This is a genomic window from Sphingorhabdus profundilacus (assembly GCF_009769755.1).
Taxonomy (GTDB): domain Bacteria; phylum Pseudomonadota; class Alphaproteobacteria; order Sphingomonadales; family Sphingomonadaceae; genus Sphingorhabdus_B; species Sphingorhabdus_B profundilacus.
This window is the reverse complement of the sequence record NZ_SDWJ01000001.1, coordinates 675,427-689,129: the sequence shown is the minus strand read 5'-3', so window position 1 is coordinate 689,129 and position 13,703 is coordinate 675,427. Positions and strand designations below refer to the sequence as shown.

The window sequence follows — 13,703 nt, the reverse complement described above, 5'->3', positions numbered from 1 at the left end:
TTTGTTAAAGAAATCGCAAGAGGATCACTTGGCAGCCGTAATTGATGCGGGCTATCATCTGCATAAGGAAATCGGACCGGGATTGCTTGAATCCGTTTATGAAACTGTTTTGGCAGCGCGATTGAAACGCCAAGGCTTGAAAGTTGTCCGGCAAATGCCAGTTGATGTTAGAATTGATGGTTTGGATTTTGCCAACGCTGATCGGGTTGATCTCTTCGTCAATGACTGGCTCGTCCTGGAATTAAAGGCTTTGGAGAAATTGTTGGGCGTTCACATTCGCCAAACGCAAACATATGTTAAACTCCTAAATCAGCCCATGGGACTTGTTATAAATTTCGGCTCTGAAATGTATCGGCATGGCGTACGGCGAGTTTACAGCAGCAGATAATGCAATTGCCGCCGCCTTCTTCCTTTTCGCCTTCTTCCTTCTAGCGAAAAAAATCCCACCTCAGTAAATCAAACACCCAGCCCGATCCTCAACCCAAGCCGCCTCATCCGACCCGCAAACCGCATCCAGATCGTCCGCAGTAGAACCTTCAAGATCGACCCACTCCCGCAAACCGGTCCCGCCGTTGATCACATCAATCGCCAGCTTCCCCAATTCATATTCATAGGGAAAATCCCGCCACAGGTCATAATTGGGATACAACCCCCGGATCGCCTTGAACGCCAGCGCCTGTATGCGCCAAGGCTGAAACGCCTGATGATCATACGACGCCCCTTCGGCATGGATGTGCACGCCGTGGCACAGGCTGTGGACATGTTTGTGGAAAGTCGGTTCAAACCATATTTCGCGTAACGTGCAGCCGGTCAGCCATTGCGGCGCAAAGCGGCGCATTTCGGCGATGACAGCGCGGGCGTCGATGTCGGGTGCGCCGAATATTTCCAGGGGCCGCGTGGTGCCGCGTCCCTCCGACAAAGTCGTGCCCTCCAGCATCACGGTCCCTGCATAGGCGCGCGCCATGTTGATATTGGGCGCATTGGGGCTCGGGTTGATCCAGAGCCTGTCGGCTGGCCAGCCAAAGCCGGGGGCGTCATCGGGATGATACCCCTCCATCGGGACGACATGATAATCGACATCGATTTTATAATGATCGATAAACCATCGGCCCAGCTCGCCCAAGGTCAGGCCGTGGCGCATCGGGATTGGCCCCGCACCGACGAAACTTTCCCATCCGGGCAAAAGCGTCAGCCCTTCAACGGGCCGTCCGGCCGGATTGGGGCGGTCGAGAACCCAGACCGATTTGCCATGCTCGGCCGCAGCTTCCAGCATATAAAGCAGCGTCGTGATGAAGGTATAGATACGGCAGCCCAGATCCTGCATGTCGATCAATATGACATCGAATGTGCCCATCGATTGTGCGGTGGGACGGCGCACTTCGCCGTAGAGACTGAACACCGGCACGCCGTGTACAGGATCGGTGAAATCGGGCGATTCCATCATATTGTCCTGCTTGTCGCCGCGCAGACCATGCTGCGGCCCGAACGCGGCAGTAATGTTAATATCATCCAACGCCGCAAGCGCATCGAAGCTATGTGTCAGGTCCGATGTGACTGAGGCGGGATGGGCGAGTAGCGCGATGCGCTTGCCCTGTAACGGTGCACGCAGCGAAGGCTCGGTGAGCAGGCGATCTATTCCAAATTTCATGCCGCGCTTGGTGCCTCCAGATAAAGCGCAAAGCAATCCCTATGATGAAAATCAGGCTTTCCATCGGGATGCGTCAAGGCCCAATAGGATGTGGTATCGCCGGTTTCCGCAATCACTGCGGTCAGGCCGATCCACAACGGCCCTTCGCGCCATTCATCCGGCAATTGGAGTTCCGCCTCCAACGCGAAATGGGTTTCGCTGGCATCGCCATAAATTTGCGGACGATAGGTCATCAATTCGGTCATGCCCGAACGATATCCACCAAAATGATAAGCCGCCCATTGGCTGGACGGCGAAAAATTATACTCCAGATACGCATCGCCGGTTTCCCGTCGCACGAACAATTCGCAACAGGTGGTTTTCCATAATTCATCGGTCCGCATCGGGGCCAATGTGTCCGGAATTTCCAATGAATTCAGATCGCAATCGATATGATAACGCAGCCATAGCGCACCTGAGCCCTGCCGCGTCATCGCAACTTGGATATTGTCGGCCATGAAGGGCGGGGTTGCCGGGTGACAGCGTAGCGCGATATCCTCTATCGAAATATTGGCCAATCTCGAAACTCCATGCTAGGCGCTGCCGCGTTATGACTGCTTACAAATCCGACCTCCTCCGCCTGCTTGATGAGCGTGGCTACATTCACCAGGCAACCGATGCCGCAGGGCTTGATGCCTTGGCGACCAAAGAAGTCGTACCGGGCTATATCGGCTTCGATCCGACTGCGCCATCGCTTCATGTCGGCAGTCTTGTGCAGATCATGCTACTGCGCCGTCTGCAACAGGCGGGGCACAAACCGATCGTCCTGATGGGCGGTGGCACCGGCAAGATTGGCGACCCCAGTTTCAAGGATGAAGCCCGCAAATTGCTGACCAATGAGGTTATTCAGGAAAATTGCGCTTCGATTAGGCGGATTTTCGAACGCTTCCTGACCTTCGGGAACGGACCGACGGATGCGGTTATGCTCGATAACAGCGAGTGGCTCGACGCCCTCGAATATATCCCCTTCCTGCGTGAAGTCGGGCAGCATTTTTCGATCAATCGGATGCTCAGCTTTGATTCGGTCAAGCTGCGTCTGGATCGCGAACAGTCGCTCTCTTTCCTTGAATTCAACTATATGATTTTGCAGGCCTATGACTTTATGGAATTGTCACGCCGTGCCGCGTGCCGCCTGCAAATGGGCGGGTCCGATCAATGGGGCAATATCGTCAACGGCATCGAACTTGCCCGCCGCATGGACGGTACCGAGGTTTATGGTGTCACGACCCCGCTGATTACTACGGCGGACGGTGGCAAGATGGGTAAGACGATGTCGGGCGCCGTTTGGCTGCACGAAGACCAGTTGACTGCCTATGATTATTGGCAATTCTGGCGCAACACCGATGACCGCGATGTGGGCCGCTTTCTGCGGTTGTTCACCGATGTGCCGCTTGATGAAATCGAACGGCTGGAGCAACTGGAAGGCGCGGAAATCAACGCGGCGAAGATTGCACTGGCCAATGCGGCGACCGAAATGTGCCGTGGCGCAGATGCTGCAAAGCTGGCGGAAGAGACGGCGCGCAAGACCTTTGAAGAGGGTGCGACCGGCGGAAATCTGCCGGTGTTTGAGGCCGAAGGCGCGATCTCGATCCTTGATGCGTTGGTCGGATTGAACTTTGTCACGTCCAAAAAGGAAGCCCGGCGGTTGATCGAGGGCGGCGGCGCGCGGATCAATGGTGAGGCCGTTTCGGACGAAAACATAATGATTCCATCCGGTTCGGATGAAATCAAATTGTCGGCAGGAAAGAAAAAGCACGGAATTTTGCGCTTTTCCTAAGTTTTCTCGGTAAACACCGTTAAAGGATTATTTTACCATTTATTTGTAAATTACCACCATAACCAAGCCATTGATGGCAAAACAAAGGTCGTAATTTATGGCGCAACCCGCACCGAATACCGAAATGGATTTACGCCGGGCGGCTCGCCATCGGGCGAACCACAAGGTGATTGCGGAAAGCAAGTTTCATGGCGACCAGACGATCCACATCGTCAACGTGTCGGCGCATGGCTTCATGATCGACGACAATATGGTGTTCGAACGTGGTGACCGCGTGGAATTGCGCTTGCCCGTCGTTGGCCGGTTGGAAGCGTTGGTGATCTGGACCGTGGAAAACCGTGCCGGATTCCAGTTCGAGCGCGTGGTTCGCCTGCCCGATTTCCTTGCATTGCTGGAGCATGTAAGCCCCAAATTGCGCTAAGCTATCCGCCGCGCAGGGTCGCGATACCGGCGTCCCGTTCAAACAGATAAAGACATAGACGCGCCGCCTCCCCGCGTGGGCCCGCCAGTCCGCCGTCGCGGTCCAGCAAAAGCCGCGCGTCATCGGCCGCCACGCTGATCAATGCGCGCACCTGTTCGGGCGTTGCGACGCGGAACGGACTGTCGCCCGACTGCCGCGTCCCCAGCAACTCGCCTGCCCCGCGCAGTTTCAAATCCTCCTCGGCGATGCGGAAGCCGTCGTTTGTCTCGCGCATCAACGCCAGCCGCGCCCGCGCCGTCTCGCCAATCTGGGCGCTGCGGATCAGCAGGCAGACCGACTTCTCGGCCCCGCGACCGACCCGCCCGCGCAACTGGTGCAACTGGGCAAGGCCGAAGCGGTCGGCGGCTTCGACGATCATCAGGCTGGCATTGGGCACATCGACCCCGACCTCGATTACCGTGGTCGCCACCAGCAGCCGGGTTTCGCCACGGATGAAGCGTTCCATGACAGCATCCTTTTCCGCCCCCTTCATCCGCCCATGCACGACCGCCACCTGCTCGCCAAAGCGCAGCCGGAGCATTTCGGCACGCTGTTCGGCGGCGGCAAGGTCGCTATTCTCGCTTTCCTCGACCAGCGGACAGACCCAGAAAGCCTGCTTGCCCGCCGAAAGATGCCGCGCCACGCCGTCGACAATCTCGGGCAGACGCTCTTGCGAGATCACCCGTGTCTCCACCGGCGTCCGCCCCGGTGGCAGCTCGTCAATTTGCGAGGAATCCATTTCGCCATAAGCCGCAAGTGCAAGGCTGCGCGGGATCGGCGTCGCGGTCATCACCAGCAGATGCGGCACCCCCCTGCCCTTGCGCGACAGCATCAGCCGCTGCGACACGCCAAAGCGGTGCTGTTCATCAATCACCGCGAGGGCGAGCGCCTTATAGGTCACCGCCTCTTGGAATATCGCATGGGTGCCGACCAAAATATGGATGCTGCCATCGGCCAGCCCCATCAACGTCGCCTCACGCAGCTTGCCCTTCTCGCGGCCGGTCAGGATGGCGATATTAACGGGTAGCCCCGCCAGCAATTTCTGCAAGCCCGCAAAATGCTGCCGCGCCAATATTTCGGTCGGGGCAAGCATCGCGCCCTGCATCCCGGCTTCCACCGCACGCAGCAACGCACGCAGCGCGACCATCGTCTTGCCCGCGCCGACATCGCCCTGCAACAGCCGCAGCATCGGGCGCGATTGGGCAATATCGCCCTCAATCTCTGCAATCACCCGCTGCTGCGCGCCGGTCAGTGCAAAGGGCAGTTGCAGCCTGTCCACCAACGCCCCGGTGCCCGAAATCGGCACCGCCTTGCGCTGGTCCATCGCCGCCCGCACCAACCGCATGGCGAGCTGGTTGGAAAACAGCTCATCATAGGCCAGCCGGTCCCGGTTTGCCGCATCATCCTTGTGGTGGACCTGATGCAATGCGGCGTTCCACCCCGCCCAATTGCGCGCCGTCAGCAAGCTCGGCTCGATCCATTCGGGCAGGTCCGGCAAATGCTCAAGCGCCGCCGACGCAAGCTGCCCCATCCGCCTGTTCGTCAACCCTTCCGACAGCGGATAGACCGGTTCGGCGAGGCCGGGGGCGCCAGCCTCTCCCACGGCAACGATATGGTCGGGATGCACCATCTGCAATTCATCGCCATAACGGTCGAGCTTGCCGGAGATGATCCGCGCCTCCCCCACCGGCAACTGCTTGCGCGCCCATCCTCCATTGCGGCCAAAGAAGGTCAATGTGATATAATTGCCCTCCGCATCCGCGGCATAGATTCGCAGCGGCGCCCGTGCGCTGCCGCTGCTGCGGTGGTCCATGACCGTGACGGCGAGAATGATGTTGCACCCGACATCCGCAACATCGAGCCGCTGGACAGCCTTGCGGTAGGTCCAGCTTGCGGGAAAATGGTACAGCACATCCTTGATCCGCACCAAAGCCAGTCTCTCAAGCGGTTTGGCCAGCCCCGGTCCAACGCCTTTCATCGCGCGCACTTCTGCAAATAACGGATTGAGAATATCTGGACGCATGGCTAGGGCCATCTATAACCGGAAACTCTCATAAAAGCACAAGCATAAAGGATGCGCCCGATGGACGCCGACCCCTATCTTCGCAAATTGCACTTTCGCGCGCACCACCGTGGCACGCGAGAGGCGGACGCCATGGTCGGCGGCTTTTTCGACACTTACCACGCCCAGTGGAGCGAGGCGGATTTCGCCTGGTTCGAACAGTTGTTGGAAGAACAGGATGTCGACATCATGGCCTGGGCCCTGCAAACCGCAGCACCCGACCCCGGCTTGGCAGGGCCGATGATGGACCTGCTCCAACAGCTCGATTTCATCTCCTTGCCGGAAGGGCTTGGGAAATGATGTCGCCCGCTTTTCGCCGTCATGCTGAACTTGTTTCAGCATCTTATTTTGCCACGTGGCATGAAACTAAGACCCTGAAACAAGTTCAGGGTGACGTGGTGATAAACGACCGGCTTGAGATTTCCTCCGCTTTACGCTGTCATGCTGAACTTGTTTCAGCATCTTATTTTGCAACGTGGCAAGAAACTAAGACCCTGAAACAAGTTCAGGGTGACGTACTGATGTGCGACTGGCTTGATTTGCAGATTGATGCGGTTCGATAGGTTTTCATGCCCGATATCCAAAAAATCATAACTGCCAAGTCACCTCTTACCCTGTCGTCGGTGCCGTCGGGCTTCGCGCCGCTGCTGCTTGCCGATCTGACACGTGCGGCAAAGGCGCGGACCCTGTACATCGCGCCCGACGATAGCGCGATGCGCGCCATTGCCGATGCGGTTCCCTTTTTTGCGCCCGAAGTCGAAATCTTGCAACTTCCGGCGTGGGATTGCCTGCCCTATGACCGCGCCTCGCCCTCCGTCGCGGTCACATCGCAACGTATGTCCACCCTGCAAGCCTTGCAGCAACCGACATCCAAAAAGCAGTTGGTGCTGACCACCATCGGTGCAGTCATCCAGAAATATGTGACGCCCTTCCGTATCCGGCAAACGGGAGAGCGGTTGACGGCAGGACGGGAGATCACTCGCGAACGGCTCGCCTCGCTTCTGCAATCCAATGGTTATTTCCGCGTCGATACCGTTGCCGAAGCGGGCGAATTTGCCATTCGCGGCAGCATCGTCGACCTGTTTCCGGCGGGCAGCGAATTTGGCCTGCGCCTCGATTTTTTTGGCGACGAGATTGAAAGCATCCGCCGTTTCAACCCGTCGGATCAACGCAGTATCGACTGGGTCGAGCATTTCGATATCCTGCCCGCTGTCGAAGCGTTGATGGACGAAGAAGCGATCAAGCGGTTCCGCGTCGGCTACCGTGAACGCTTCGGCGTCACCGCCACTGGCGATCCTCTTTATCAGGCCGTGTCCGAAGGCCGCCGCCTGTCCGGTATGGACCATTGGTTGCCGCTATTCGAAGAACGCATGGCGACGATCTTCGACCATGTCGGCGCAGATGCACTGGTTATCCGCGATGCGGGTGCTATCGCCGCGGGGCAATCACGGCTGGACGCCATAGCCGATTATTACGACAACCGCGTCAAGGCGCAGGTCGCCGAACCCGGCAGCTACCGTCCCTTGCCACCTGAAATGCTCTATCTTTCAGGGGACGGGGTGGAAAAGGTGCTTGCCGACAATGCCGCACATCTTCTGACCCCGTTCGCGCAGCCGGATTCCGACCGGACCATCGATTTTGCCATCGCCACCGCCCGTGATTTTGCGCCCGAACGCACGCAAAAAGCGAATGTATACGAGGCCGTGGCCGGTCATCTTAAATCGCTGATAAAAGGCGGCAGCCGCCCCATCATCGCCAGCTATTCCAACGGCGCACGCGAACGGCTGAAGGGTCTGTTGAAAGATCATGGTGCCCCGCCCCTCGCCGATGCCGACGGTTGGCAGGAAGCGCTCGGCATGACTTCCCCCCTCCCGCAAGCGGGAGGGGCTTGGGGAGGGTCAGTCAAGTCAGGCCCGGGGCGCCCTCCCCTAACCCCTCCCGCAGGCGGGAGGGGTACCGTTGCCATGGTCGTCCTGCCCATCGATCACGGCTTCACGTCGAGCGATATCGCGCTGATCAGCGAGCAGGATATGCTTGGCGACCGGCTTGTCCGCCGTCACAAGAAACGCAAATCAGCCGACGCTTTCCTTGCTGAACTCGCCGCGCTCAGCCCCGGTGATCTGGTGGTGCATCAGGATCACGGTATCGGCCGTTATGAAGGGCTGATTTCCATCCCCGTCGGTAACAGCCCGCACGACTGTGTGGCGTTGAGCTATTCGGGCGGCGACAAGCTTTATGTCCCTGTTGAAAATATCGACGTCCTGTCGCGCTATGGCTCGGACAGCGAAAATGTAAGCCTCGACAAATTGGGCGGCGAAGCATGGCAACGGCGCAAGTCAAAGCTGAAAGAACGCATTCGCGCCATCGCGCACGAACTGCTGAAAACCGCTGCTGAACGGGCCCTTCGTCCCGGCGCGGTCATCGAAGTCGATGATCAGGCCTATGCCAGCTTTGTCGACCGTTTCCCCTATGAGGAAACCGAAGACCAGTTGCGGGTTATCGAAGAAGTGCTGGATGACCTGTCGGCGGGCAAGCCCATGGACCGTCTGGTCTGCGGCGATGTGGGCTTCGGAAAAACCGAGGTCGCGATGCGCGCCGCCTTTGCCGTGGCACTGGCCGGGTATCAGGTTGCCGTTATTGCGCCGACAACCTTATTGGCGCGGCAGCATTATACCAATTTCCTGGACCGTTTCCGGGACCTTCCGCTGAAACTCGGGCGCCTGTCGCGGCTCGTGCCTGCCGCAGAAGCCACCGCCACGCGCGAAGGTCTGGCCGATGGCACGGTCGACATCGTGATCGGAACCCATGCGGTCCTTGCAAAATCGCTGCAATTCAGGCGGCTGGGTCTCGTCATCGTGGATGAAGAACAGCGTTTTGGCGTCAACCACAAGGAGCAGTTGAAAGCGCTGAAGACCGACGTCCATATGCTGACCCTGACCGCGACCCCCATTCCCCGCACCTTGCAGATGGCGATGTCGGGATTGCGCGAATTGTCGGTTATCCAGACCCCGCCGGTCGACCGCCTCGCGGTGCGGACCTACGTCATGCCATGGGACCCGGTTGTGTTGCGCGAGGCATTGCTACGCGAACATTATCGCGGCGGGCAAAGCTTTTTCGTGGTGCCGCGTATCGCCGACCTCACCGAAATCGAGGAATTCCTGCGAACCGAAGTGCCCGAAATCAAACATGTCACCGCGCACGGCCAGATGTCGGCAACTCAGGTCGAAGAGCGGATGAGCGCCTTTTACGAAAAGCGCTATGACGTCCTTCTGTCGACGACAATCGTCGAAAGCGGTCTCGATATCCCGAGCGCCAACACGCTCATCATCCACCGCGCCGACCGCTTTGGTCTTGCACAGCTTTACCAGTTACGCGGCCGTGTGGGCCGGTCAAAGACGCGTGCCTATGCCTATATGACTCACGAGGCAAACCGCGTGCTGACCGAAACTGCGGAAAAACGGCTCAAGGTGCTGGGCGATCTCGACAGCCTTGGCGCCGGGTTCCAGCTTGCCAGCCATGACCTCGACATTCGCGGTGCGGGCAATCTGGTCGGCGACGAACAATCGGGGCATATCAAGGAAGTCGGGTTCGAACTGTACCAGTCGATGCTGGAGGATGCGATTTTAGAAGCGCGGGCGGATGCCAGCGGCTTTGCCAAACCGCGCGGCAGCTTCTCGCCGCAGATCACCATCGATGCGCCGATCCTGATTCCCGACGATTATGTCCCCGACCTGTCGGTCCGCATGGCGCTGTACCGCCGCCTGAACGAACTGGAGGAAGGTCAGGACATAGAAGGCTTTGCCGCAGAAATTACCGACCGTTTCGGCACCATTCCGGAACCGACGCAAAATCTGCTCAAGCTTATCCAGATCAAGCAAAATGCACTTGTCGCGCAAGTCGCCAAGATCGAGGTCGGTGCGCGCGGAACGCTGGTCAGCTTCCACGACGACACCCCGCCCAATGTCCCGGGCCTGCTCGCCTATGTCGCCAAATTGGGCGAAACGGCAAAGCTGCGCCCCGACAGCAAGCTGGTCATAAACCGCGTCTGGGGCGACCCGGCGTCGCGGTTGAACGGATGTTTGCAATTGTCGAAGGGTCTGGCCAATCTTGCGCGGAAGGCGGGGTAGCCGGGCTGTTGGGGACAGGGTCAAGTGCCCACCCTCTCCCCTTCAGGGGAGAGGTACGAAGCCTTATTGCTTTAGCAATTAGGCGCAGTGGAGAGGGGGAGTTCGCGCACAAACCTCACCGTCCAGCCCCTCTCCGCTGCGACTAGGCGGCAAGCCACCAAGTCTCGCACCTCTCCCCTAAAGGAGAGAGGGAATGTCGTTTGGGACTGTTCCCTTAAACCCCCACCCTCAATTCGCCCTTAGTGCAAACCGCTCAAACTCGGCCGGCGCCAGCGGAGGCGACCGCAGGAATCCCTGAAAATAATCGCACCCTTCGGCCCGCAACATCTCCAGCTCTTCGGCCTTCTCCACGCCCTCGGCGATTATCGCCATTCCCAATGCCTTGGCCATCGCGATGATCGCGCGCATGATGATCCGGTCTTTGCCGGTGCCTACAATATCCGGCGTCATGCCCTTGTCGATTTTGAGATAATCAAGCGGCAAGGATTTGAGATAGGCCAGACTGGAATAGCCGGTTCCGAAATCATCAACCGCGATCCGCATACCCTTGGCGCGCAGCAATTCGAGCTGTCCCGCCGTCCGCTCCAGATCGCGGATCAGGCTTTCCTCGGTCAGCTCCAGCGTCAATCGTTCGGGTGCAAAACCGGCCTGCGCCACCAATTCCAGTAGATGCGCCCCATAATATTCGGTCAGTTCCTCCGCACCCAGATTGACCGCAAGGCGCAGGTCGCTGAGCGCGGCAGGCCAAGCGGCGGCGATGTTGATCGCCTTGTCCTGAATCAGGTGCGACAATTCCTCGCGCAAATCGCACCGGTCCGCCGACGCGAACAGGTCGCCTGCGCCAATCTCGCCCAATTGGGGATGGTTCAGCCGGGCAAGTGCCTCGGCACCAACTAGCCGTCCGGACGACACTTCGAACTGCGGTTGCAGCAATATCACAATCTCTCGCGCCGCAAGCGCCGAACGCAGCGCTACATCGACCTGCTCCATGGCGGGGTTGAACGGGGCCTGCGCCTCGGCAACGACATAGCGTTTGCCCTTGCGGCCATAGGCTTTGGCAAGCGCGTCCGCAGCACGGGCGGCCAAATTTGGGCGGCTTTCGGTGGGCCGCGACAAGGCGATTCCCAAACGTGCATTGATATGCAGCGGGGCTGCGCCCTCGCCCAGATCGACCGAGACCATTTCGAGCAGTTTTTGTGCGGCGAGTTCAAGCTGCTTTCCGCCCGCATTGCCATCGACCACCAGCATGAATTCCCGCCCCGGCATCTTGGCCATCAGGCGGATCGGCGATAGCTGTTGTTCGGCAAAGGCGCGGATTTGCTGGCCCACACGCCGGATAACCGCATCGCCCATAGCGCGGCCCAAGCGGTCGTTAATCTGCTTCAGGTCCTTGATGCCGAGCAGCAGCACCGTCACCGGCTCCTGCGACGCTTCGGCCAGCCATTCGCGCACATGGCGGGCGCGGCGCATGGTCAAATTGTTGCTGGATGTGTCGCGCAATGATTGCATCCTGCGGCTTTAGCGCGAATATCTTTAGCAACTCTTGCGATTTTCGCATTTCGGCTTTGTAAGCCGGAAATTTCTGCTTACATGACCAATATGATTGACGGACAAGGGCGCCATATCGATTATCTCCGTATCTCGGTGACCGACCGGTGCAATTTCCGGTGCCATTATTGCATGCCTGAAAAGCAGACTTTTCTGCCCCATGGCGATCTGTTGGATTATAGCGAAATCGCGCTTCTCGCGAACCGCTTCATCGCGCACGGCATCCGCAAAATCCGCCTGACAGGCGGCGAACCGCTGGTCCGGCGGGATATTGAGGTACTGCTGAAGGAACTTGGCGGCCATGTCGAGGCAGGCCGTCTGGACGAACTGACCCTGACCACCAATGGCAGCCGGTTGACTCAATTTGCCCCTATATTGGCCAACGCAAGCTTCAGCCGAATTAACATAAGCCTCGACAGCCTGAACCCCGAAACCTTCCGCACCATCACCCGCGGTGGCGATTTGACTCAGGTTTTGTCAGGAATCGCGGCGGCGGCAGCGCAGGGAATAGGCATTAAAATCAACATGGTGGCGCTGAAGGACGAGAATGAGGCCGAATTGGTCGCCATGGCCGAATTTTGCGCGGCAAATGGCTATGACCTGTCGCTTATCGAAACTATGCCCTTGGGCGAAGGCGTCGCAGACCGGCAAGACCGCTATATCGCCATGGATGACTTCATCGCACCCTTGCGCGAACGCTATGCGTTGTCGCCGCTGGCGCATCGCAGTTCTGGCCCTGCCCGATACTGGAATGTCGCCCCGCTGGGCCTGCGACTGGGGCTGATTACGCCGCTCAGCCATAATTTCTGCGACGATTGCAACCGACTGCGCCTGACGACCGATGGCAAGATTTATATGTGCCTTGGGTCCACCATGCATGTCGATTTCCGCAAGGCGCTTCGCGAGGATGGCATGGCGGCGGTCGACACATTGCTACAAAAGGCGCTGCGTCTGAAGCCGGCGCGGCATGACTTCGAACGGCAGATGGCCGATCCCGAACTGCGCCTGTCACGCCATATGAATGCAACCGGCGGATGACCGACTATACCCGTCTCGCGGTGCTCGCGTCCGCCACCCCGACCGCGCGGGAGGCGGAGGCCATTTTGCGCGAACAGATCGATTTTGTATCGCTGGACGATGCCGAGGCGGTAATCGTTTTGGGCGGCGACGGCCATATGCTGCAGGTTTTGCACCGGCTGCACGAGGATCGCCGCGACATTCCCGCTTATGGCATGAACCGTGGGACCATCGGCTTTCTGATGAACGGATGGCAGCCGGGCGAGCTGCTGAACCGCCTATCCCGCGCCAAGGCTTTTCAGGTCCGGCCGCTGGTCGCGACGATTACAACCGTCGGTGGACAGAGTTTCACCCTGCCCGCGATCAACGAAGTATCCCTTCTGCGCGAGACCCGGCAGGCGGCGAAGCTGGAGATTTCGGTGAATGGCCGGGCGGTGATACCCGAGCTGATTTGCGACGGCATATTGGTGTCCACGCCCGCCGGGTCGACCGCTTACAATCTGTCCGCCAATGGCCCGATCCTGCCGCTTGATTCGTCGCTGCTCGCCCTCACCCCCATCAGCCCGTTCCGCCCCCGCCGATGGAAGGGCGCGATCTTGCCGGACCGCTATGTCATCAAGCTGAAGATATTGGAGGCCGGCAAACGCCCCGTCAGCGCCGTCGCCGACCAGCGGGAAATCCGAGACATTTCCCACGTTGAAGTGGCCCTCGACCGCAACCGCGCGCTCACGCTTTTATTCGATCCGGAACATGCTTTGGACGACCGGATTGCAATGGAACAATTTATTGTCTGAATTGGCAAAGGGCGCTTGCCAAAGTTTAAAAAGCGCTGCTATAGGCGCGCCTCTGCCCGAGCAATCGGGCTGCTCCCTGGTAGCTCAGTGGTAGAGCAGTTGACTGTTAATCAATTGGTCGGGGGTTCGAATCCCTCCCGGGGAGCCAAATTTATCTAACGCATTGATTTTAATGTTCAATTTGTCTGTGAGACAAGTTGAACTAGAAGATAGCTTTTTTGTCTCACATGC

12 protein-coding genes and 1 tRNA gene are annotated in these 13,703 nt (G+C 58.7%); 9 read left to right on the top strand and 4 right to left on the bottom strand.

Annotated features, from left to right (window positions below; all coding sequences use genetic code 11):
* Position 1 precedes the first annotated feature (1 nt).
* Entirely contained in the window at positions 2–388 is a 387-nt protein-coding gene (locus EUU23_RS03160) for a GxxExxY protein (protein ID WP_160352659.1), read from the top strand.
* A 60-nt stretch (positions 389–448) separates the two neighbouring features.
* Here EUU23_RS03160 and EUU23_RS03155 read toward each other — a convergent pair whose 3' ends face one another.
* Positions 449–1,648, bottom strand: coding sequence for an exo-beta-N-acetylmuramidase NamZ family protein (locus EUU23_RS03155; protein ID WP_160352658.1), 1,200 nt, complete (start codon positions 1,646–1,648; stop codon positions 449–451).
* Entirely contained in the window at positions 1,645–2,205 is a 561-nt protein-coding gene (locus tag EUU23_RS03150; RefSeq protein WP_160352657.1) for a DOMON-like domain-containing protein, read from the bottom strand. Before EUU23_RS03150 ends, EUU23_RS03155 begins: the two co-directional genes overlap by 4 nt.
* Positions 2,206–2,237: 32 nt before the next feature.
* On the opposite strand from EUU23_RS03150, the gene tyrS reads away from it, so the two are divergent.
* On the top strand, positions 2,238–3,464 hold the full coding sequence (gene tyrS / locus EUU23_RS03145) for a tyrosine--tRNA ligase (protein WP_160352656.1): 1,227 nt from the start codon (positions 2,238–2,240) through the stop codon (positions 3,462–3,464).
* 97 nt (positions 3,465–3,561) lie between these two features.
* Positions 3,562–3,885: a PilZ domain-containing protein gene (locus EUU23_RS03140; RefSeq protein ID WP_160352655.1), complete on the top strand. Its 324-nt coding sequence runs from the start codon at positions 3,562–3,564 to the stop codon at positions 3,883–3,885.
* Between the two features lies 1 nt (position 3,886).
* On the opposite strand, the gene recG is transcribed toward EUU23_RS03140, so the two are convergent.
* Entirely contained in the window at positions 3,887–5,947 is a 2,061-nt protein-coding gene (recG, locus tag EUU23_RS03135) for an ATP-dependent DNA helicase RecG (protein ID WP_160352654.1), read from the bottom strand.
* A 60-nt stretch (positions 5,948–6,007) separates the two neighbouring features.
* Here recG and EUU23_RS03130 point away from each other — a divergent pair, with 60 nt between their 5' ends.
* Genes EUU23_RS03130 through mfd form a run of 3 tightly spaced genes read left to right on the top strand, consistent with a single transcriptional unit; the run spans position 6,008 to position 10,113 of the window.
* Complete coding sequence (locus EUU23_RS03130) at positions 6,008–6,286, top strand: FAD assembly factor SdhE (protein ID WP_160352653.1); 279 nt, start codon at positions 6,008–6,010, stop codon at positions 6,284–6,286.
* Positions 6,283–6,549 (top strand): hypothetical protein, encoded by a 267-nt coding sequence (locus EUU23_RS03125; protein ID WP_160352652.1) that lies wholly within the window; start codon positions 6,283–6,285, stop codon positions 6,547–6,549. Before EUU23_RS03130 ends, EUU23_RS03125 begins: the two co-directional genes overlap by 4 nt.
* A gap of 6 nt (positions 6,550–6,555) precedes the next feature.
* Positions 6,556–10,113 carry a transcription-repair coupling factor gene (gene mfd, locus EUU23_RS03120; protein WP_160352651.1) on the top strand — a complete coding sequence of 1,186 codons (3,558 nt, stop codon included), beginning with the start codon at positions 6,556–6,558 and terminating at the stop codon, positions 10,111–10,113.
* 228 nt (positions 10,114–10,341) lie between these two features.
* On the opposite strand, the gene EUU23_RS03115 is transcribed toward mfd, so the two are convergent.
* Entirely contained in the window at positions 10,342–11,622 is a 1,281-nt protein-coding gene (locus EUU23_RS03115) for a GGDEF domain-containing phosphodiesterase (protein ID WP_160352650.1), read from the bottom strand.
* Between the two features lie 81 nt (positions 11,623–11,703).
* Here EUU23_RS03115 and moaA point away from each other — a divergent pair, with 81 nt between their 5' ends.
* The 3 genes from moaA (at position 11,704) to EUU23_RS03100 (ending at position 13,620) form a co-directional block, all read left to right on the top strand.
* Positions 11,704–12,699: a GTP 3',8-cyclase MoaA gene (gene moaA / locus EUU23_RS03110; protein ID WP_160352649.1), complete on the top strand. Its 996-nt coding sequence runs from the start codon at positions 11,704–11,706 to the stop codon at positions 12,697–12,699.
* Positions 12,696–13,472, top strand: coding sequence for an NAD kinase (locus EUU23_RS03105; protein WP_160352648.1), 777 nt, complete (start codon positions 12,696–12,698; stop codon positions 13,470–13,472). The genes moaA and EUU23_RS03105 overlap by 4 nt, the downstream gene beginning before the upstream one ends.
* Before the next feature lie 73 nt (positions 13,473–13,545).
* Positions 13,546–13,620: transfer RNA gene (locus EUU23_RS03100), tRNA-Asn, on the top strand.
* The last annotated feature ends 83 nt before the right edge of the window (positions 13,621–13,703 follow it).